This window comes from Streptomyces sp. NPDC006476 (genome assembly GCF_040612015.1).
Classification (GTDB): domain Bacteria; phylum Actinomycetota; class Actinomycetes; order Streptomycetales; family Streptomycetaceae; genus Streptomyces; species Streptomyces griseorubiginosus_B.
The window spans coordinates 26,229-46,896 of sequence record NZ_JBEXPK010000063.1 but is presented as its reverse complement, the minus strand read 5'-3'; the positions used below and the strand labels follow the sequence as shown (position 1 = coordinate 46,896).

Genomic DNA, 20,668 nt, shown 5'->3' with positions numbered 1-20,668 from the left:
CGTCGCAATCCACACCGAACGGGAAGGCCCTCACCCGTTCAAGATCCCTCAGCTGAGACCTGGCTCACCCGTCCACAACCTCCCGAGACAGAACAACTAGCCGTCAACGTCGCCCATCTCACCGACCATGGCACTCTCACCGACGTCCAGGCCGCGGCCACCTACACGGTGCCCGTCGCCGTCTTCATCGCCTGCGTGTGGCTGCTTCACCGGCGGAGCGCGCAACTGCCCACCAAGGCCGACGTCCTTCCCCCGGTCGCGGCACTCGCCGTCCTCGCCACCACCTTCACGACGATCGCCGTACTGTGCACCGGCGTCATCGCGTCGCTTCTGATCGGTGCGTCCCTCGTCGTAGCACATCGCGAAGCCCACGCGCCCTGAACTGTGCCGCCGCACTACTCACACTTAGTGGCATTACAGTGTGTTCTGTCAAACACACTCCCAAGTGACCTCCCCCCTGTGCAGTCAGCACATCCTCGCGCCCCGAAAGGCATCATCATGCGCAACATGCTGCGTGCAGCAGCTGTCGGTGCAGCGTGCACCGCGCTTTCCCTCACCTCCGCGGTCGCCCAGGCGACTCCCGGAGGTCCCGGCGTGACCGGCAAGGTCCTTGCCCAGAAGACCATCGGGGACCGGGACTACATCCTCCGAGAGGTCACCATTCCGCCCGGCCAGGGAACGGGCTGGCACTACCACGACGGCACCCTGTACGCATACGTCAAGCAGGGAACGCTGAACCACTTCGATGCCACGTGCGCATCCGACGGCGTCTACGACAAGGGCAGCTCCCTGAAGGAACCGTCGGGCGCGGACCACGTGCACCTGGGCCAGAACCGCGGCACGACGGACGTCGTCCTGGAAGTCCTCTACGTGCTGCCGCACGGCGCCCCGTTCGCCGAGGACGCCCCCAACCCCGGCTGCACGTTCCAGTAGCCCAACGCGCCGCACTACGGCCGCGTCCTTCGTAGGGACGCGGCCGATGGCCGACAGCTGTCACAGCTCCTCCCGCTGCCCGGTCAATCGGGTGTCAGCAGCTTGCGGTGGCATCCACCCGAGCCCCGCAGCGAGGAGGAGGCAGCATGGCAGGGACCCAGGTCGGTCGACGCACTCGGGCGATCGCTGTAAGCCCGCCGACAGAGCTCCGGCACGAACCGAGGGAGGACGGGAAGATGCTCCGAGAGACCGACCGGCAAGTCGATCCCGCCGCCGCCACCGCGTCGCTGGCGGCAGAGGCCGCCCTGCTCGAAGGGCGGCTGAGCCAGCTCCGAGAGGCCATCCACACGGTGGACGCACGCATCGAGTCGATCTCGAAGACCCTCCAGAGGCTGCGCCACACGACGTCCGGGTCCGACGACGGCGAGTCTCACTCGGCGACGCACCACCACTGACGGACCGAGCAAACAGACGGAGCAATCGGCCCGGGTCGTCGTGGCACGGCAGGCGAGCTGACGGGTCCCCCGCTTTCGTCCCCTACCGGCGCCCATGAGGGGATGCGCGCCCGGACGTTCCCGAGCCGAGCTGGATCACCGAGCACCTGAGCCGGCGCGGGTGAACCCGCGCCGGCTCGGTCTCCGACAGCCGGCACCAGGAACAGAACGGCCGGGTTCAGTTCGTTGCCTCCTGAAGCACCCATCCGTTGCCGTCCGGGTCGCTGAATTCCGCATACGAGCAATAGCTGCGACGTTGCGGATCAGGGCCGCTGATCCGCCTCTCATCCGTGCAGCGGTGGAATATCTCGCTCGTGTCGTGGAAGATCCCGCCCATCTCTATCCCCCTGTCGAGGAGCTCTTCGTGGGCCTTCACGATGTCGGAAACGACGAGGTGGAGCCCCTGCGCCGAACCGGGAGTGGCAGTGGTGACCCCGACGCCGAAGAGTATCGAGCACGGCGAGCCGGGGGGTGTCATGTGCACCACCCGGTAGGTGTCATCGGTGACGTGATCGGCATCCAGGCGGAACCCCACCGCCTCGTAGAACGCTCTGGCCCGGTCGACGTCGGAGACGGGCAGAACCACAACTTCCAGTTTGAAATCCACTGTCGTCATCACTTTCACGGACGGAGAAACGGTGTCGTCGTCAAGTCCCAGCAGTCGGTGGCTCGGGAAGGTCCTCCAGGAAGTCCGCGGCCGGCGCGAAGAACATGGAGCCTGTCACCGGGACGGAGAAGTCCAGGATGCGGTCGTGCGGCGCCGACTCCGTGCCCAGGAACATCCGCTCCAGCATCGTCTCCGTCACCTCGGGGGTGCGGGCGTAGCCGATGAAATACGTGCCGAACTCCGCACGGCCCACGGCGCCGAAGGGCATGTTGTCGCGGAGGATCTCGAGGTCTCTGCCGTCCGCGTCGGTGAGGCTGGTGAGGGCGACGTGTGAATCCGCGGGTTTCACGTTGTCGGCGAGCTCCACGTCGGACAGCTTCCGTCGGCCGATCGCTCTCTCCTGCGCCTCGACGGACAGTTCCTCCCACGCGTCGAGGTCGTGCAGGTACTTCTGCACGACGACGTAACTCCCGCCCGAGAAGGACGGATCCTCGTCACCGACGACCACCGCCGCGTGCGCCGCGGGGCCCGTCGGATTCTCCGTTCCGTCGACGAAGCCGAGCAGGTCACGTTCGTCGAAGTACTTGAAGCCGTGCACCTCGTCCTGGACTGTCACTGCCTGGCGCAGTCGGTTCATGATCTCCGTGGCAAGCGCGAAGCACAGGTCCAGACGGGAGGCGCGGATGTGGAAGAGCAGGTCGCCCGGGGTGGCGACGGCTCGGTGCACCGGGCCGTTCACTTCCCGGAAGGGATGGAGCCGGGCCGGACGCGCCCCGGAGAACAGGCGGTCCCAGGCGTGCGAACCGATGCCGGCGACGCAACTCAGTCTGCCGTCGGGCTGGGCACGGAATCCCACGGCCCGTTCCAGCGAGCCGATGTCCGACAGCAGCTCACGAACGATGGTCTCGCCGCCGCTGTCGATCGTCACGACGAGAAAGATCGCCGCACTGGTCAGCGGGGACAGAACCATCTGAGGCACCGGTTCCGCGACGTCTCCGGTCATGAGCGTTTCCCTTCCACCCGCCGGCAGCGGCAGATGTGTCATCAACGCCAGTAGTCGTCCAGACGATCGGTCCGGGACAACTCGCGTTTCTCCTGGTGAGTCAACGGATGCGCGGTAGCGGCATGCTTGATCGCGTGGAAGGCGTCCTTGTCCAGGACGCCTTTGGATCGCAGCTCTTCCAGTAGCAGGGCCAGCGCATTGGTGTTCGCGCACGCCTTCTCCATGGTCCGGTCGAGTTGCGGTTGGTTCACCAGAGCAAGAGGCTCGGGCGCCGCTTGTGACGTGTCCTCATCGGCGATCAGCACCAGGTTGTGACGACGGGCTCCTTCCCCGGCCCGCTGCCACACGCGGCGCCCGAAGCGCATACGCAGAGGTTCGTCACTGATGCCGCGGCGGATGACGTCGAAGAACTCATGCGGCTTCCTGAGAAGCTCCTCCAGCCGCTCATCGTCCTCGTCGGACACCTCGGTGACGAACGTCGCCGTGATCGTCTCCTCGCTGACGTCCTCTCTGTACCTGATCGGAACGAGCGTGAGTCCTTCGATCTCGAGAGCGGAGACGTGGAGCTCCTCCACCTCCTGGATCTCCGCCCTGTAGATGTAGATCTCGGGTCTGCGTCCTTGGGAAACGGCAGTCCAGCCCTCCGACACGCGCCAGGTCGCGTCCGTCCCCTGAATGTGCGGTCCATCGGCCGTGGAGGCCGCCTGGAGGTCGGCGTCCAGCTCCTCGTGCCGTTCGTCCGGCACATGGAGCTCCAGGGCGAAGCGGCGCAAAGAACGGCCATTGTGGGCGGAGACGACGGCAGGCAGCTCCGCGGCCGCGAGTTCGCGGACCGCGCCGAGCAGAGTGAGATGCAGTGTCGTCATTGCTCGATTCTCTTCCATGCCGGTCTCAAGGGACTCTGCTCGACGTCTCGGACGGCCGCAGTCACACGATCCGCTCGGAACACAACAGTGGTTTCCACACTATCACTGCATGGCAAGTGTCAACCTGTCCCCAGCGCGCGGCAGAGATCAATTGACGCGGCAGCCCACGCCTCACCGGCTGAACAGTTCGAAGACAACAGCCGGCCGTGAAGGTCGTCCTGATGACGCCGGCGCGGGTGCCACCAATGCCCTTCGCGTACGACAGGGCCAGCGCGAAGGCGTTGCCGGAGGTGTCCTGCTCCACCGCTACGAGACAGGGGACACCGCGGCCCTCCTCGTACTGACGGCGCACCAGGTGGCCCGGGCCCTTGGGTGCCACCATGCACACGTCCACGCCGGCCGGGGCCTTGACGAAGCCGAAGCGGATGTTGAAGCCGTGGTTCGCCCGTGCGGCGGTCCCTTCCACGCTCTTCCCACCGTCCGCCTCGGTCCTGGACTGCCTGTGGCCCGAAAAGGAACCGCGAGGAACAGCCGGGTTCCGCCATTACGAGCTTCTTGGCCATGCCCCCACCCGGCTCCGCTGAATCAGGGGTCGGAATCCGGCAGCTGATGTACCTGTCACAGCCTCCCCAGCTACTCGGTCATGAGATGTGAGGGCCCCTGCGCCAGCGGCCTGGGAAGCCTCTCGGCGAGGGAGGGAGCGAGTGTGGCCGGCGACCCAGATCCATGTCGGCGCGCCAACCGGCGCACCCGCGCCCCGCAGTCTCCACGGCCCCCGCATCACTTGGGACTTGCCGGACTCCCGGCTCCAGCACGAGGAAGACAGAAGATGCCGCGAAACCCCGACCCGGGCTCGGACCATGCCGCGATCGGAGCCACGCTGGCGGCAGAAGCCGCCCTACTGGAAGCCCACGAGCGTGTGCTCCGAGAGGCCATCGATGCGGTGGACGCGCGTATCGAAGCCGTCTCCGCGGCCTTACGGCACCTACGCCGTTCGGCGGCCTTCGCCGAGGCTCAGAAGCGGGCTGACCCGGGCGACGGCCTCCGGCACAGCGTCGCCGACTCCGACGACGTGTGTCACACGTGGCTCGACGGCTCTACGACATGTCACCCTTGACGATCCTGGCACTCTGCTCGCGAAGCGGCTGAGAAGCGGCCCGCGCCCGACTGGCCGAACGCGTCAGGCAGGGCGTCCTCGCCGGGCACGACACTCACTTTGAACGCTGTGCTCGGGCGCGGGTCAGGTCCCGTACAAGATCCCCGTGCGGCGTCGAGGGGATGAGCCTGCTCCCTCCGCTCCAGGCGCCCATGGGCGGTCCCGCCCCCGTACGCGTCAGCTGTTGGGGAAGGCCGCCCAATGGGCCTCCAGGAGTGCGGCGACCTCTGCCGGCCGCTCGAGCACCGGCCAGTGGTTGCAATCGAGCTTGGCGACCTTGGAGGCGCGCAGGGACGCGCCGAGCCTCTCACCGAACTCGATCTGGCAGGCGGGGTCGAGCGCTCCCCAGAACACGAGAGACGGCGCGGACACGTTCGCCAGTGCCGGTTCCCATTCCGCCCCCATGGTCACGGCGGAGCGGTAGAGCTTGAGGATGCTGTCCTTCATCACCCCGTCCACGCGGCTGACCATCTCCTTGGCCGGTTCGACGGGGACATCGAAGCCCTTTACCAAGTCGTCGGCGAAGGACTCAGCTTGCAGCTCGTTCATGAAGCGGTCGCCTTCGACCGGGTCCTGCCATGTCACGGCAAGCGGATGCCATACGTAGTCGGAGCTGATCGGACCGTTGCCCCCGGCCCAGGTACGCACGAGATCGGGTCGGAGGGACGCGACACGGGCAGTGAATATGCAGCCCCAGTCGTGACCGACCAGGTCGACAGGCTCACCGATCCGCTCCAAGCGGTCGATGAGCCAACTGACGTACTCCTCCTTGGTGGATCCGAAGTCGTCCGGCCGGGCGGCGGCGAACCCGGGCAGGTCCCAGGCTTCCACGTCGGTCCGGGAGAGGTGCCGACGTACGTCGTCCCACACGTGGTGGGTATCGGGGACGCCGTGGATCAGGATGGCAGGCATGGGGGTGCCCTTCGTCGATCGGAGATGGGTCGACTGCCGTGGGACGAGCAGCCGTACCTCGCGTGAGGTGCCCGGCAACCATATTGCCAGGAACAACATCGTGTCACACGGTGTTGTCGCCCTCATCGACTTCGGGTCGTTTCTTCAGATGGTGCCCTGGTTCATGTCATGTCCGATTGATCCATGGTCAATCAGCACATGGATCGGGCCGCGCGCCGCGTGGACGCTGGTGACCCGGACGTACCGCCCGACCAGGAGTGTGTGATGAACGAAATGACGGAGCCCGACCTGCGAGGAAAGCTGGCCGTGGTCACCGGGGCGAGCGACGGCGTCGGCCTTGGGCTGGCCACACGCCTCGCTCATGCCGGCGCCGAGCTGATCCTGCCGGTACGCAACATGGCCAAGGGAACCACCGCCCTCGAACAGATCCGGACGAGCGTGCCGGATGCGCGGATCTCCCTTCGCAACCTCGACCTGGCTTCCTTGGCGTCGGTGGAGGGCCTCGCCGACACGCTCAACGAGGAAGGCAGGCCGATCCACCTGCTCGTCAACAACGCGGGCGTGATGGCGCCGCCGCTGCGGCACACGACCAAGGACGGATACGAGCTGCAGTTCGGAACCAACTACCTGGGTCATGTGGCCCTCACCGGGCGGCTGATGCCGTCACTGCGGGCCGGCCGGGCTCGTGTGACCACGGTGACCAGCAGCGCCGCGCGTAACAGCCGGATCGACTGGGACGACCCGCAGGGTGTGAAGCGGTACTCCCCGGTGCGTGCGTACGGACAGTCCAAGCTGGCCAACCTGCTGTTCGCTGTCGAACTGGAGCGGCGCAGCGCATCAGGCGGCTGGGGCCTCGTCAGCAACGCGGCCCACCCCGGTACGACTCTGACCAATCTCTACGCAGCCGGGCCCAACCTCGGCCGCGCCCGTCCCGCGCCCCACGCGGCGATCATGAGGCGGCTCGCACGCTGGGGTGTCTTCGTGCACTCCGTCGACGCCGGCCTGCGTCCGCTGCTGTACGCGGCGACGAGCCCGGAAGCCAAAGGCGGGCGTCTGTATGGCCCTGACGGCGTGGGCCAGTTCACGGGCAGTCCCACGGAACTGGCGCTCTACAAATCGGCCCGGAGCGAGGCCGACGCATCCCGGCTCTGGCAGCTGTCCGAGCGCCTCACCCAAGTCACCTTCGCGAGCGGTCTGAAGGCATCCGACGGACCAGGGGCAGCGTGACTGCCTGGGCGCCCACATCGACCGGCCCAGGACACGGAAGCATGCCTGACGGACCGTAAGGCAGCTCGGTCCGGGCGGAGTTCGCACCTTTCCTCACCCCGTACGTCGGGTGTCACACAAACCCGAGGAACCCGGTCTTGTAAGTGGGGACGTGGCCGTCAGGCCTGGTGCACCAAGGGAGTACGGAACATGCCGTACCCGGCACGGGTGTACGGACTTGGTGATCGGGGTGGTGCGCCGGCGCATCACTGCTGCGGGGTGGCACAGACATGAGCCTGTCCCGTGGGTGCTGGACGCGCCGGTCCTGTCCCGCACCGGCACAGGCCCCACGGGCTTCGAGAAAGGACGTTGCGATGGTGGACGAGTCAGTGACCATTCTGGATACCGGTCCCTTAGACCGCGTGGACCCGGACGAATTCGTCCGGGCGGCCATGCGGTGGCACTTCGACCCCGCGACCGGTTCCCGGTACTGGCTCGACCGGGCCGAACGGCTCGACTTCGACCCCCGGCACGACGTCAAGGGCGTGGCGGACCTGGTCCTGTTTCCCGACCTGGCGGACGAACTGCGGGGGGTGCGGGTGGCGGATCTCATCCCCAGGGGCTACGGATCCGGGGCCAGGCTGCTGAACGTGTTCGACAGCGGCGGGACGACCGGAGCGCCCAAGCGCGTCATCCAGCTGGACGACTGGATGCGGCACAGTACTGAGCAGGTGAACCGACGTCTCAGGGCCCATGGGCTGCCCGACGGCGGTCTGTGGCTGACGGTGGCGCCGACTGGGCCGCACCTCGTGGGAGACGTGCTGCAGCGGGCGGCGGCGGGTCTCGGCAGCGTCGGCCTGAGCGTCGACATGGACCCCCGCTGGGTGAGGAAGCTGGTCGCCGCGGGCCGGGCCGACGAGGTCGACGCCTACACCGACCACCTCGTCGATCAGTGTCGGCGCATCCTCCTCAGCCAGGACATCGGCGTCATCGCGGCCACCACCCCGCTGCTGGAGCGGTTCGCCCGGGAGGACGGTCTCGTCGAGATGATCAACGGCAGTGCCAAGGCCGTCATCTGGGGCGGTACGCACATGGACCCCGACACGCGGGAGCTGTTGAGCACCGAGGTCTTCCCCGATGTGCCGGTCATCGGCATGTACGGCAACACCCTGATGCTCACCGCGCTGATGGAGCGGGTCGGTCTCACCACCTCGGAGCCGTGCGTGTTCGACCCGGTGTCGCCGTACGTCTTCCTGTCAGTGGTGGATCCCGGCACCGGGGAACGGGTGGAGGTCGGCGAACGCGGTCAGGTGGTGGTCAGCCACGTCAGCAAGTCCATGCTGATCCCGAACAACATGGAGCGGGACACCGCGCTGCGGGTGCGTCCGGACGAAGGCCACGCGGGCGACGCCGTAGCGGACGTCGCGCCCGTACCCACGGTCAAGGGCCAGACGGTGATCGAAGGCGTCTACTGATGACGACCGTGAACGTGGCCGATCCCATCCACCTGGACGCCCTGGGCCCTCGGGGTGCTTATCGGACGCGTGTTCCGAGCTCGGTGACGGACGTGGCCGGCACCGAGGTCGCGCGGCTGAGCCTGGTACCGCCGCTCTTCGTGACGCGGGCGATGGCCGCCTTGCGGCAGGCCGGGCCGATGCCCCCAGCCGACCTCGACGGTCTGCTCGCGGCGGCGGCCGACGCGTTCGCCTCCGGCACGATAGGCGGTCTGAACGTGCGGGAGTACGAGCGACTCGTGAGCCGGACGTCGGGCACCCCCCTGTCGGTGGTGCACGCCGCGACCGACGGCACGGCTCGCTTCGTACGGCAGGCCCGCTCGTCCGCCTGGCGGGGCAGGCCGGTGGGCGCGGCCGACGGTCTGCGCGACTCTGCCGTCCGCGAGGGACACGCGGTCTGGGTGCGTCAGGGCGACGTGTTCGCCGTGAACGCCTCCGGTAACCATCCCGGCGTTCACCGTCTGTGGCTGGAGGCGCTGGCGCTGGGTTACCGCGTCGCCGTCCGCCCGTCGAGGCGTGAGCCGTTCACCCCGTACCGGCTGGTCGGGGCGCTGCGTCAGGCCGGGGTACGAGACGACCAGCTCGTGTTGCTGCCCACCGACCACCGGACCGCCGACACCGTGGTCCGCGACGCCGACCGGGCCCTGGTGTACGGCGGTGACGACGTGGTCGCCAAGTACGCGAACGATCCCGGCGTCCTGCCGCAGGGACCCGGCCGGTCGAAGATCCTCATCACCGCGGACACGGATTGGCGTGACCACTTGGACACGATCGTGGCGTCTGTCGCCGACGAAGGCGGAACCGCGTGTGTCAACGCCACCGCAGTCCTCCTCGAAGGCGATCCAGCACCTCTTGCCCAGGCCATCGCGGCGCGCCTGTCAGCACTGCCCAGCCTCCCTCCGCAGGACGAGAGGGCGGTTCTGCCGGTCTGTACGCGCGAGCGGGCGCACGCCCTCAGCGCATACCTGGGAACCGTGGCCGCGGGGACGCGCGCCTGGCTCGGCGGAGACGGGATCGCCGACGATCTCGGCGACGGCAGCGCCGTACTGCGCCCCGCCGTCCACCAGACCGCGAGCGCCGACGCCGTCCAGCTGCGCAGCGAACTGCCCTTCCCCTGCGTGTGGGTCGCACCCTGGAGCCGGTCGGACGGCATTGTTCCGCTGAGGGACACGCTCGTGCTGTCGGCTCTGACGCACGACGGGGAACTGCTGGACGCCCTACTGTCGGAGCCGACCATCGCCAACCTGTACGTCGGCGATCAGCCGACCTACTGGATGGCTCCGGGAGTCCCCCACGACAGCTACCTCTCGGATTTCCTGATGCGCAGCAAAGCCGTCTTCGACGCGCGGTGAGACGGGGGCGGCCGTCGTGTCCGTTCAGTGGTGCATGAGCAGCATGATGACCGTCCCCAGGGCCATCGACCCGTCCCAGAAGCGGCCGTAGGGATCCGTCTCGGTTCCGGTGTCTCTCCCGTCGGCGGTGGAGCGCAGTGCGGGCATCTCGCGGGTCAGCGACTGCAGCGCACAGCCCAGGAGGTACAGCACCAGCATCGTGACGACCACGTCACCGACGGCTGAGTCCCCTGCGGAATGGGCGAGATGCCGTGCCGGGGCAGGGCCGTCGGCCAGGTTCTCGTGCGACGGACCCGCCATGGAGCGGGATGTCCATGCCATCCAGCCCATTGCCGCCATCTCCGCCGCTTGGGGCAGCCTCCTGGCCTGCGCGGCGAGTACGGATTCCTGGCGGCGGACAGCGGTCAGCGGAAACCACAACGCGGCGGCGGCGAAGAAGCCCATCTGCGCCGCCGCCGGCACCGCTCGGGCCAAGCCCCACGGCATCGCCGCCATGACGAGGGCCATCGCGGCATGCAGCAGGTGATCGACACGGGCGCGCCATCCCGTTCTGCCGGACAGCAGGCCCCGACGCAGTCCGTGGACAGCCGCGGCCACGAAAAGGGCTGTCAGCAAGCAGCACACGGTGTCGGAGGGACTCATGCCTTGGCGCACTCTCCTAGGGAATCGACCGGTTCTTCAGGAACCGGCGTGTGCGAGCGATGGCGACTGCAGGCGGGGCATGCGCGTGATCGTCCCCACCGAGCGGATTGCGCCCACGTCAACGCGTCGTCGTGCTGGTGTCACAGAGGGGGCATTGCCCGGCTCATGAACGCTGTGCAAGTGATGACCGGGCAGGACGTGGATCTGTGACATGAGTGGCCGCCACCCGTTCTCCTTCCGCCGTGCTCCCTGCGTGCTGAGTTGTTGCCGGGGCCACCGGCCTGGCCGGTTCCGGAACTGCTGGCCGCCTCCGGGACCGCGGGGTGGACGTCGTGCCCGTGTCACGGCAGCGCCGAGATGGTCGTCGACCTCACCGATGCGTCTTTCCCATGCGGAAAAGTCACTACGTGGCGCTCTTCGTCGTGGGGGCCGGCCTTGCACGGGGGCTACTTGCGTGCGAAAGCGGTTCAGGAGGAGTTGGCACGGCGCTCCCCCATCCCCCATTCGCTCGTGCGTGCCGCGCCGTTCTTCGAGTCCGTGGACGTCGTGTCGCGCCCGACCGACCATGCGGACGGCGGACATGTCGCGCCAGTGCTGATCCATCCCGCGTCGACGCACGACGTCCATGGGATCCCATGCGCGCCCCCTGCACCGGAAACCCCAACGCGGTTCTGACCTGCTCCAGCAGAGTGTCACAGGTACGGCACACGATTGGTCTTGCTGGATATGCGCACCCTTGTACACAGTTCACGGCCGGTCCGGGTTCGCCAGGACGACTACGCGGTCAGCGCCGAGTTCTACGACGTCCTTCAGGCCGAGCACGACGCGGTACAGGTGCGTCGTCTCTACGGCCGCGCTGTGGAAAACGCCCGACTCGGTGTACTGGATGTCGGAGCCGGCACGGGACGTGTGACCTTGATGAGCCTCGTCGCCTCTCAGGTGGACGTACACGCCATCGAACCCGCACACGCCATGCGGACACCGCTGATGACGCGCGTGGCCTCGCTGCCCGCCGATCTGAGGGCTCGGGTCACCGTCCATCCCACGACTCTCGGCGAGGCGGGGCTCCGAAAAGTGGCGGACCTCGCGATCTGTCACAACATGATCGCCTGTTTGTCACCCTCCACCCGGCATGTTCTGTGGCCGGCTCTCGCCGACGCCCTGGTTCCGGGTGGCTCACTGCTCCTTCAGCTTCCGCCGTCGGGGCTGTTTCCCGACGAGGTGACTGAGCGTCACTTCCCGGAGCAACGAATCGGGCGGCACGAGTACGGAGGCCGCATGGTGCTGTCGGCGGAGGGGGACCGAATCCGCACACGCTTCGATTACTGGGTACGGGAGAGTGGGTTCCTGCTGCGCGAGCACACTGAGACCTTCTGGATGTGGCCGACATCTCGCACGGAGATGATCAAGGATCTGGAAGCTCACGGATTCGTACCCCAGCCGACGTGGGAGGATCCGGCCGTGCTGGCGATGACTCTCGGTCCCCACCCGAAATGACTCCGTCACGCTCGGTGGGACGGGAAGCGTGTGCCCGAGCCGCAGACACACTCGGCTTCCGCGACTTGTAACATGGTGGCGTTGCAGCCGAAGGGACACCTATGCACGCCGAGGCCGACGCCAACTCCCTCGAACGGGCGACACAAGACTTCCTCACGGCACGTCCGCAGCTCTTCGGTATCGCCTACCGCTTGCTCGGCAGCACAGTGGAGGCGGAGGACATTCTTCAAGAGACATGGATGCGGTGGCAGAACACGGACCGCACGAAGGTGGTGGAGCCCACGGCCTTCCTCACCACGATCACCACACGTCTGGCCATCAACCTCGCTCAGTCCGCGAGGGTTCGGCGGGAGTCATATGTCGGACCGTGGCTTCCCGAGCCGGTCGATACCGTTGAGGACCCCCAGCTGGGCGCCGAACGCGCTGAGGCGCTCGAACTGGCGGTGCTGCTACTCCTGGAGAAGCTGAACCCGGTGGAGCGGGGCGCCTACGTCCTGCGGGAGGCCTTCGGTTACCCCTATCCGCAGATCGCGGGCATCTTGGAGATCAGCGAGGCCAACGCCCGTCAGCTGGTGAGCCGTGCGCGCAAGCACCTGGCCGCCGAGCGCCGGGAACGCGTGAGCCCGAGCGAGCACCGCCGCCTGCTGCGAGTGTTCCTCACCGCTGCGCAGACAGGTGATCTCGCGGCGCTCGAGGATGTGCTCACCGCAGACGTCGTCAGCTACTCCGACGGGGGCGGCACTCGTGGCGCCTCGAAGATCCCCGTGTTCGGACGCGTGCACGTGTCCAAGTACCTCGCCGCGTTCGCGCCACGGTTCTGGCCCCGGTCGGAGATCCGGTGGGTCGAGGCCAACAGTCGACCGGCCGTTCTCATCTCCTCCGGCGGAGCAGCGGTGGCCCTGCTGTCCGTGGATGTGTCGGTGGAAGGCATCGACCGGATCATGTGGGTGATGAACCCGGCCAAACTGTCTCCCTACGTGGCGTCGCTGAACGATTGACCGCTTCCCCGTAGTCGGGCGACCGTCGCTGGGCACGTGTCACAAGCGTCGTTACTCATCGGTCTACAGGTCGTCCGGGATCCGGGATCCTACGAAGCGTGAGGAAGTGACAACGTGACGATGGTGATGAGCGGCACGGCGGCCAGTGCCTGCGGCTGGGCGCACAGCCCGGCCCGCCGCAAGTACATTCCACCGGTAGGCGCGTACCGCGACGATGCCGGAGTCCTGCTGTGACCGAGCGGATCCCATTGCCCGATCTGTCCATCGAGAAGGACTACGACGGAGCGTCCTTCTCTCCCATTTACACCACGACCGTGACTGTCCACGGCGGCGTGGTCTCACACGGTCGGGCCTCGGGCAAGGCGCGTTCGTCGGACGGAGCCTTGGACCTCGATCTGCGCATGCCGGCCGAACTCGGAGGGGACGGACAGGGCACGAACCCTGAGCAGTTGTTCGCGGCCGGCTTCGCGGCCTGTTACCACGGAGCCCTGAGTCTGGTGGCCCGGCAGGAGGAACTCGACCCCTCCACGATCTCCGTGGAAGCAACCGTCGCCTTCGGGCGGGATCCGTCAGACGGTGGCTACCTGCTCCAGGTTGATCTGGTGGTGGAGTGGCCTGGCATCGACCGCGAGATTGCGGCTCCCCTGCTCGAGACAGCCGACTCGTTGTGCCCCTACGCCAGGATGGCGTGGCAGGGAACCCCGACCACCATCACACTGGCCCCGTAGCGGACCAGCGCCGACTGTGGACCGTGCCGCGCCGGGGGTGTCCATGCCGACGCCGTAGGCCGCCGTTGGCGGCATACGGCGTCTTCGCATCGGCAGCTGGGGCTGTCGGTGGAGACGCGTTGATCGCGAGCTGACCGTGGACCCTGTGGGTGAGCCGGCACTCCATATGTCAGCTCCGGTGACCGCTGGTGATCTCCTTGTATTCCTGCACCGTGGGTTTGGGTATCTGCGCTCCGTCCCCGTAGAAGCTCCGGCTGAGCCTGACCCGCAGCCGTTGCGCCCGGGTGGGGCTGCCGTTCACGCTTCCCGCCTGGGCGGCAGTAAGAGGTTCGTCCTGCTCATGCGCCGTGAGGATGTGCAGCTGTTCCTGGCTGAGCGGTTCATGCACCTCGACGAACTCGCCGTGCGGAAGCCGTTTGATGACGCCGGTCTCGCGACCGTGCAGCACCTTCTCCCGGTCGCGCCACTGGAGGGCGAGGGCCCAGCGTTTCGTCACGGCGAAGACGACGAGGGGCACGGCGAAGAGGCCGATACGGACGGCCCACGTCACCGCGTTGACAGAGACGTGGAAGCGCGTGGCAATCAGATCGTTCGCGGCGCCGAGAAGGGCCACGGTATAAACACTCAGCCACGCGGCACCAAGTGCCGTACGCACAGGCCGGTTCCGCGGGCGGTCGAGGAGGTGATGCTCTCGATCGTCGCTGGTAACCCACGACTCGATGAAAGGATAGGCACCGAGCGCGAGGAAGAGGCCGACACCCACGCCCAGCGGGATGACGTTGTCGAGGGCCAGGGTATGGCCCCAGGCGTCGATCTCCCAGCCAGGCATGACGCGCAGCAACCCGTCGGCCACGCCCATGTACCAGTCTGGCTGCGATCCTGCCGACACCTGGTCGGCCCGGTAGGGGCCGTACTGCCAGATGGGGTTGATCTGCGCGATCGCCGCGATGACGAAGATGAACCCGCACACCATGAGGCCGAATGCCGCCGTCTTCACGGCGTGCACCTTGAACGGCAGGCCGACGACGTTCTTCTCCGTACGCCCTGGCCCGGGGTACTGGGTGTGCTTGTGGCGCAGCGTCAGGACCACGTGGGCGACGATCAGCAGCAGCATGGCGGCCGGGATCACCAGGACGTGGATCGTGTTGAAGCGAGCCACCAGGTCATCGCCGGGGAACTCACCGCCGAAGAGGAACCACGACAGGTAGGTGCCGATGATCGGTACGGAGAGGAGGGTGCCGTTCACGACTGCCAGCCCGGTGCCGGAGAGGAGGTCGTCTGGTAGGTCGTAGCCTGTCAGGCCACCGAACATGCCCAGGATCAGGAGCAGAAAGCCGAACACCCAGTTGAGCTCGCGCGGCTTGCGAAACGCCCCGGTGAAGAAGACCCGCATCATGTGCACGAACATGCTGGCGACGAACACCAGCGCCGCCCAGTGGTGGGCCTGCCGGATCAGCAGCCCGCCACGGACATCGAAGGAGATGTGCATGGTCGAGTTGAACGCTTCCGACACCAGTTGACCCTGGAGGGGGACGTAACTTCCCTGGTACTGCACCGGTGCTGATGAGGGATGGAAGTAGAAGGAAAGGTAGACGCCCGTGACGATGAGGACGAGGAAGCTGTAGAGACAGATTTCCCCCAGCATGAAGGACCAGTGGTCAGGGAAAACCCTTCGCGCGGCAGCCCTGGTCACGCCACGGGTGCCCAGCCGGCTGTCGACCCAACGGGCGATGCTCTCACCTTTTCGCCGTTGCTGTGGTGCGGCCTGCCTGCTCTCGTTGCTCATCGTTCATCACTCATTCCTGATCACCCGCAGCGACTCTCGTCCCAGGCAACGGGTCCGGGTCTCGCCCACGGCTGTCCCTGGCCGGATTTTGATGCTCTGTCCTCATTACGACCGGTTGGCCAGTGATGGTGTGACACACCTGTGCCCAAACCGACGTGGTGACCAGGAGCGACAGCCCGATCACACTGTCTGCAGGCTCGTACGGCGTCTCGGTTCGCGCGCGATTACGCTGCGGGCTTCGCCGCGGCCCGGCCGGCACGTGCCGCACTGCCCCGCCTCATGGCCCGGCGTTCCGCTTCTGTGGTGCCGCCCCAGATTCCCTCCACCGGATCGGCGTCGAGGGCCCAGCTCAGGCACTGGTCGATCACGGGGCATCGGTGGCACACTGCCTTCGCCTCAGCGATCTGGATGAGCGTGGGGCCACTGCTCGCACTGCCGACAGGGAAAAACAGATCAGGATCAGTGCCTTGGCAGATCGCCGATTCATGCCAGTCCACGAAGAACCTCCTGCGGTGCGAGATGCGTAGGGTCCAACGGCTCACTCGTCGTACGGCGGGAGCCTCTCGGACAAGGAGCCGAATGCCTCGTCCTGCGTCGGGACCGCAGTGTTCCGAAGCGCCCTGAGCACTTGGAAGACGTTTCCCGCTGCGGTGGTAGACGCCCGTCAGGTCTCTGACAGATGAGACCGAGCGGTCGGCGTATATGTGACACCGGGCGCCTGTCGACCACCGATCGCGACAGCCGCACAGGAGCGGCTCGGTGGCGCACTGTAGCCATTTTTTACCGTGAACAATGCTTCCACTGCCTGTTGTGCCGATGTCACAATGTCTGTGGCTGTCCTGTCTCTGTCGCGTACCAGGGCCTCGTCGTCTGTTTGCCGCTCAACTTCCTCTGGTGCGGACTCGTCACAGTAGGTATCCGCCGACAGGACGGCGGAGCCGCTGAAGTAGATCCGAGAGGGAGGATGCGCATGAAGTCCGTTGGTCAGGTGGTGCCGATCGCGGAGCTGACGGAGGAACGGCACCACCTGTTGGATGTCGCGCACTGGATGCTCGGCGACGGTCCAGGGCCTGAGAGCGTCGTCGATGAGGCCTATCGGCTGTGGTACGGGCTGTCCGATCATGAGCTGGCGCGGATCGTGCAGCCGCGCGCTTGGCTCGTGAAGACCGTCGGCGGTATATGCGTGGACCGGCTTGCCCAACCGGACGAGGAGCATTCACCTACGGTCGGCGAGTTGACGTCGGAGCGGTACGAGATGCTGTCACAGGAAATTCATCAGGTGATGCTGAACACGCTGGAGTCCCTGTCTCCGACCGAGCAGGCGGCGCTCGTACTGAACGACGCTTTCGGGACGGCGCGGAGTACGGTCGCCGACATCGGCGGTCAGCCACAGCCGGAATGCAGGCAGCTCACCGACCGTGCACGCCGCAGTCTGCAGGACCGGCGCGCACGGCCCACGACGGCGCAGCAGCACGACGCGGTGACCGGCGCGGTTCATGACGCCTGCGTGGCGGAGGAAGTCGGGCTGTTGGCGTCCCTGCTGGTACCGGACGTGACCGTCTACTTCGACGGCGGCGGCAAGATACGGGCCCTGGTCCGGCCCGTCCGCGGCAGACAGCAGGTCGCCCGCAGCCTGCTGACGCTGCTTGCCCGGCACCCTCGCACCACCCTGGACACCCATCCCGTCAATGGACGTACCGGTCTTGTCGTTCGTTACGACCGCCAGGTCGCCGGGGTCATCAGCCTGGACGTCGCCGGACCTCACGTCGTGCAGGTCTGGGTCACCCTGAACCCGGACAAGCTCCGTTCATGGAACCGGTCCAGTGCCGCTCGGTAGTGCCGCACGGCCCGGGAGCAGGCACGGTCTTGGGCGTCGACAGCCACCGACTGCCACTGTCTCGGACGGGCCACCCGGACTGACCGTACTGTCGGCCCCCGTTCCCGTCTTTCGTTTGAGTGACCACTGCGGACTGTCCCGTACATGATGGTGACGCTGTGTACGCGATCCGCCTATGATGTTCAGGGGCATCCATCTCATCGTATGGGGCGAGCGAGCGGCACCAGAGGTGTGCCTGACGAGCACGCAAACGTATTGAGGACAAGAGGACACATGGTCTCCGTAAGCCACACGGCGCACAATATCGAGATCACCGCCGAGAGCCTTCAAGAGGATCTGGCCCGCCTGGAGATTCAGAAGCAGGCGCTGGAGCGGGAGCTCGCTGCGGTCGTCGCACATCTCGGCTCCGTACAGCGGGCTCTCGAAGCCCTCGAAGCCCTGATGCACGGAGGTGCCCAGCCGCAGGCAGCCGACGCGGCGGCCGCGGTGTCCACGAAACGGCGTCGCCCCTCAGCACCCGTGCCCCCGCAGGAGGGAACCCCCTCCTCGGAATCTGCGGACGACGCCACCGTCACACGTGGTGTCCAGAAACAGCAGCCGGCGGTGAGTCGGCGGAGTCCGCGGGACTCCGCCTCCCCGGCCGGAGCCAAGGCGGTCAGCCGTACCCCCAGGCCTCACGCCAACGATGACGGTGACGATGACAAGAAGTACGGCAAGCTCACCGAACAGATTTTGGAGTATTTCGAGGGGGCCGGCGACACCGACGTGCGGGCCCGGGATGTCGCGGCGGCTCTCGGCCGCGACAAGGACAGCGGGAGCATCAACGCGGTCCGCAGCACCCTGGACCGGCTGGTAGGCACTTCTCGTATCCGGCGGACGGGGCGTGGCCTCTACGCCAAGCTGGCCTGAGACCCGCCGGCGACCAAGCCTTGCCGCTCACCTGGTCAGCGTGGCTCCGGGCACCGTCCACGGGGGGAGGACGGCACCCGGAGCACGGCACCAGGTCGGCTCTGAGACCTCGGTGCCAACGTGCGACATCTTCACGATGACCGTGTCGAACATGATGTCGCGAACGTTGTGATCAGTATACCCACTAACACCGTGCGATGTTGTCATACTGGTTGGCCGACAGGTTGAGGGCATCGTCGATTTACGCTGTCGGCCTCCGTTTCGGAGGAACAGACCGCGTCCCCCTCCCGTCGGTCACCGCACCAGGGAGTCCAAACGGCTGGCTCACGGGGCGGCGGCCTCGAGCTGCTCACGCCTTGTCTTACCGCGTGCTGGGCGTTCGGGACGGTGTACGCTCCCGATCGTCCTACCGCCAGGTCGGGGACAGCCGCGTCGTCGCCCGCGGCCCACACGTCTGACACTGTGTCCGCCTCTGTGCCGACGCGGAGGTCGGGACGTACGAGGAGGAGACCCTGGTCGTCGAGGGGGAGGTCCGTGTCATTGTGCACGGTCGGGTTCGACGCGTTGCTGGCCCGGCTGGCCCAGCGGCATGCGGGCCCCTACTGCGGGCTCGGAGCTCGGTACCACGGGCGCAAGAGGCTTCGGCGTCCGACCGTCCCGCCCTCTTCCGACAGTCGGATGACTGATGTCTCAGAGCTTGACCGCACCGAGACTCGCAGTACCCCGATCGACCCGGTGCAGAGGTGCGAACTCTTCGATTCATTCGACGCGCACTTCGCCGCGCTGGGCGGGTGTGCTGAGTACCCGTCGGTCCGGGAAGAACAGGAAGGGATGACACTGATGAGCGGGAACGCCTTCGACGACGACGATCGCGGGTGTGCTGATGCGGAAAGCCACCGCGACGAAGGTGTCCACACGGAGCGCACGGGCGTCGGATGCGGGACGGTGACCTGCCGCACGCTCGTACGACTAGTTCAAGATCAAGAATACCCGCAGGCGACAACAGATCTTCGGTATGACAGCGCCGAACCTTTCTCAGTGGGCCTGGAGTTCAATGTGGGCTCCGACAGGTCCGTCGAGTGGACATTCGGCCGCGAACTCCTGGTGTCCGGTCTGCGGCGGCTCAGTGGTTTCGGCGACGTGCAGATCTGGCCCTCCAGGATCCGAGGTGCCGAGCTTGTATTCATTTCTCTGCACTCGGGTGACTCGACAGACCTGGTCGCCGCACCAGCGATAGTGATCAAGGCCTTCCTTGAACGCACCTTGGCGGTTGTACCTCTGGGAGAAGAGACGCGCTATCTGGACATGCAAAGCGCCACCGCCCGACTCCTGAGCGAGACATGACCCGACTCACCGCCCACACTCATCGGTACCGACGGGTGACGACCGGCGGGCGCGGGTGTCGAGCGCTCCCGCACGTCCCGCCGGTTCTGTCTTTCACCGACAGGACGCGGCCGCTGCGAACGAGATCCCCCGTTGCCGGGGATCTGTGTCACACCCGCACGGTGAGCGTTGTCTTACTGGTAGCGCCGAGGTTCGTGCCCGTGCCAGGGGCGCGGAGGTTGCAAATTGTTTGTCGTCCCCAGAGAGGTTTACTGATGTCCACGCGCACCGTTTCTGTCAGCGAGGGCAGACGCCTTGCCCGCACCGTTGTGATCGGCACCCACCTTCTGAGATCCGATGAATCGGAGCCCGTCAGTTCCGACACAGGTCCCACCCCAGGAGAGCTGCTCCTGGCGGCGCTTGGGTCTTGTACCTCAATGGCCGTACGCGCCTATGCCGACCGGCACAGCTGGCCGTTGCATCAGGTCGACGTAGACCTCACGTTCGGTTCGGACGCAGAGATCATCAAAGAGATCCATCTCTCCGGCGAACTTGAACCTTCCCAGTCGGAACGGCTACTGGCAGTGGCCGGCCGCTGCCCCGTGCACCGACTGCTGACAAACAGTGTCTCGGTGGTGACCGTCTCCACCGTGTGGCAGGGATCAACCGGTCAGCCCGGCCTGGCGAGTAGACAAGCTGTGCCGGAAGGGTGATTCGGAACATGGTTCCCACAGCGGCCCGTACCCAGGTCCTAGATGTGAGAGGGCGAGATGTGAGCCTTTACACGGTTCGTCGTTGAGATTGGATGAGGCGCAGTGATCAGTGGTTCGGGGAGCGTCGAAGCAGTAGCCCAGCCTCGCGCTGCGGAAGTCCGGATTCCAGCTGTTCAGGGTGCACCAGCCGAT

General features: G+C 66.6%; 19 protein-coding genes and 3 pseudogenes. 13 read left to right on the top strand and 9 right to left on the bottom strand.

All coding sequences use genetic code 11. The features are described 5' to 3' along the window. From ABZZ74_RS41665 to ABZZ74_RS41655, 3 genes and pseudogenes are all read left to right on the top strand, one after another. Window positions 1-381 (top strand): annotated as a pseudogene (locus ABZZ74_RS41665) (hypothetical protein); the annotation flags it as partial. A gap of 117 nt (window positions 382-498) precedes the next feature. Beyond that, window positions 499-933, top strand: coding sequence for a cupin domain-containing protein (locus ABZZ74_RS41660; RefSeq protein ID WP_356949343.1), 435 nt, complete (start codon window positions 499-501; stop codon window positions 931-933). Between the two features lie 146 nt (window positions 934-1,079). Beyond that, window positions 1,080-1,388, top strand: a complete 309-nt coding sequence (locus tag ABZZ74_RS41655) for a hypothetical protein (RefSeq protein WP_356949342.1) — start codon at window positions 1,080-1,082, stop codon at window positions 1,386-1,388. Window positions 1,389-1,605: 217 nt separating this feature from the next. On the opposite strand, the gene ABZZ74_RS41650 is transcribed toward ABZZ74_RS41655, so the two are convergent. The 5 genes and pseudogenes from ABZZ74_RS41650 to ABZZ74_RS41630 form a co-directional block, all read right to left on the bottom strand. Continuing rightward, the gene (locus ABZZ74_RS41650; protein ID WP_356949347.1) at window positions 1,606-2,034 is read right to left on the bottom strand and encodes a VOC family protein; all 429 of its coding nucleotides are present in this window, start codon (window positions 2,032-2,034) and stop codon (window positions 1,606-1,608) included. A gap of 40 nt (window positions 2,035-2,074) precedes the next feature. Continuing rightward, window positions 2,075-3,037, bottom strand: coding sequence for a Dyp-type peroxidase (locus ABZZ74_RS41645; protein WP_356949341.1), 963 nt, complete (start codon window positions 3,035-3,037; stop codon window positions 2,075-2,077). 41 nt (window positions 3,038-3,078) lie between these two features. Next, window positions 3,079-3,903, bottom strand: coding sequence for a hypothetical protein (locus ABZZ74_RS41640; protein ID WP_356949340.1), 825 nt, complete (start codon window positions 3,901-3,903; stop codon window positions 3,079-3,081). A gap of 205 nt (window positions 3,904-4,108) precedes the next feature. Further along, a pseudogene (locus ABZZ74_RS41635) lies at window positions 4,109-4,342 on the bottom strand (ketol-acid reductoisomerase); the annotation flags it as partial. 894 nt (window positions 4,343-5,236) lie between these two features. Further along, window positions 5,237-5,971, bottom strand: coding sequence for an alpha/beta hydrolase (locus tag ABZZ74_RS41630; protein WP_356949339.1), 735 nt, complete (start codon window positions 5,969-5,971; stop codon window positions 5,237-5,239). A 264-nt stretch (window positions 5,972-6,235) separates the two neighbouring features. Here ABZZ74_RS41630 and ABZZ74_RS41625 point away from each other — a divergent pair, with 264 nt between their 5' ends. The 3 genes from ABZZ74_RS41625 to ABZZ74_RS41615 all read left to right on the top strand — a co-directional run bounded on the left by ABZZ74_RS41625 (window position 6,236) and on the right by ABZZ74_RS41615 (window position 10,043). After that, window positions 6,236-7,198, top strand: coding sequence for an SDR family oxidoreductase (locus ABZZ74_RS41625; protein WP_356949338.1), 963 nt, complete (start codon window positions 6,236-6,238; stop codon window positions 7,196-7,198). Window positions 7,199-7,551: 353 nt separating this feature from the next. Then, complete coding sequence (locus tag ABZZ74_RS41620) at window positions 7,552-8,652, top strand: phenazine antibiotic biosynthesis protein (RefSeq protein ID WP_356949337.1); 1,101 nt, start codon at window positions 7,552-7,554, stop codon at window positions 8,650-8,652. Further along, window positions 8,652-10,043, top strand: a complete 1,392-nt coding sequence (locus tag ABZZ74_RS41615) for an aldehyde dehydrogenase family protein (protein ID WP_356949336.1) — start codon at window positions 8,652-8,654, stop codon at window positions 10,041-10,043. The genes ABZZ74_RS41620 and ABZZ74_RS41615 overlap by 1 nt, the downstream gene beginning before the upstream one ends. A 24-nt stretch (window positions 10,044-10,067) precedes the next feature. Here the strand turns inward: ABZZ74_RS41615 and ABZZ74_RS41610 are convergent, their stop codons facing one another. After that, entirely contained in the window at window positions 10,068-10,667 is a 600-nt protein-coding gene (locus ABZZ74_RS41610) for a DUF5134 domain-containing protein (protein WP_356949346.1), read from the bottom strand. Window positions 10,668-11,396: 729 nt separating this feature from the next. Between ABZZ74_RS41610 and ABZZ74_RS41605 the strand changes: the two genes are divergently transcribed. The 3 genes from ABZZ74_RS41605 (at window position 11,397) to ABZZ74_RS41595 (ending at window position 13,908) form a co-directional block, all read left to right on the top strand. Then, a complete protein-coding gene (locus ABZZ74_RS41605; protein WP_356949335.1) occupies window positions 11,397-12,182 on the top strand; it encodes a class I SAM-dependent methyltransferase in 786 nt (261 codons plus the stop codon). 101 nt (window positions 12,183-12,283) lie between these two features. Next, window positions 12,284-13,180 carry an RNA polymerase sigma-70 factor gene (locus ABZZ74_RS41600; protein ID WP_356949334.1) on the top strand — a complete coding sequence of 299 codons (897 nt, stop codon included), beginning with the start codon at window positions 12,284-12,286 and terminating at the stop codon, window positions 13,178-13,180. Window positions 13,181-13,410: 230 nt separating this feature from the next. Continuing rightward, window positions 13,411-13,908: an Ohr family peroxiredoxin gene (locus tag ABZZ74_RS41595; RefSeq protein ID WP_356949333.1), complete on the top strand. Its 498-nt coding sequence runs from the start codon at window positions 13,411-13,413 to the stop codon at window positions 13,906-13,908. 169 nt (window positions 13,909-14,077) lie between these two features. Here ABZZ74_RS41595 and ABZZ74_RS41590 read toward each other — a convergent pair whose 3' ends face one another. Beyond that, on the bottom strand, window positions 14,078-15,694 hold the full coding sequence (locus ABZZ74_RS41590; RefSeq protein ID WP_356949332.1) for a cytochrome bc complex cytochrome b subunit: 1,617 nt from the start codon (window positions 15,692-15,694) through the stop codon (window positions 14,078-14,080). Between the two features lie 224 nt (window positions 15,695-15,918). Continuing rightward, window positions 15,919-16,191, bottom strand: coding sequence for a WhiB family transcriptional regulator (locus tag ABZZ74_RS41585; protein ID WP_356949331.1), 273 nt, complete (start codon window positions 16,189-16,191; stop codon window positions 15,919-15,921). Window positions 16,192-16,664: 473 nt separating this feature from the next. On the opposite strand from ABZZ74_RS41585, the gene ABZZ74_RS41580 reads away from it, so the two are divergent. Continuing rightward, window positions 16,665-17,531: an RNA polymerase subunit sigma gene (locus ABZZ74_RS41580; protein ID WP_356949330.1), complete on the top strand. Its 867-nt coding sequence runs from the start codon at window positions 16,665-16,667 to the stop codon at window positions 17,529-17,531. Between the two features lie 273 nt (window positions 17,532-17,804). Continuing rightward, complete coding sequence (locus ABZZ74_RS41575; RefSeq protein WP_356949329.1) at window positions 17,805-18,440, top strand: hypothetical protein; 636 nt, start codon at window positions 17,805-17,807, stop codon at window positions 18,438-18,440. A 353-nt stretch (window positions 18,441-18,793) separates the two neighbouring features. Here the strand turns inward: ABZZ74_RS41575 and ABZZ74_RS41570 are convergent. Continuing rightward, window positions 18,794-19,006 (bottom strand): annotated as a pseudogene (locus ABZZ74_RS41570) (NAD(P)/FAD-dependent oxidoreductase); the annotation flags it as partial. A 112-nt stretch (window positions 19,007-19,118) separates the two neighbouring features. Here ABZZ74_RS41570 and ABZZ74_RS41565 point away from each other — a divergent pair. After that, a complete protein-coding gene (locus ABZZ74_RS41565) occupies window positions 19,119-19,784 on the top strand; it encodes an SsgA family sporulation/cell division regulator (RefSeq protein ID WP_356949328.1) in 666 nt (221 codons plus the stop codon). 254 nt (window positions 19,785-20,038) lie between these two features. Beyond that, a complete protein-coding gene (locus ABZZ74_RS41560) occupies window positions 20,039-20,476 on the top strand; it encodes an OsmC family protein (RefSeq protein WP_356949327.1) in 438 nt (145 codons plus the stop codon). Window positions 20,477-20,668 lie beyond the last annotated feature (192 nt).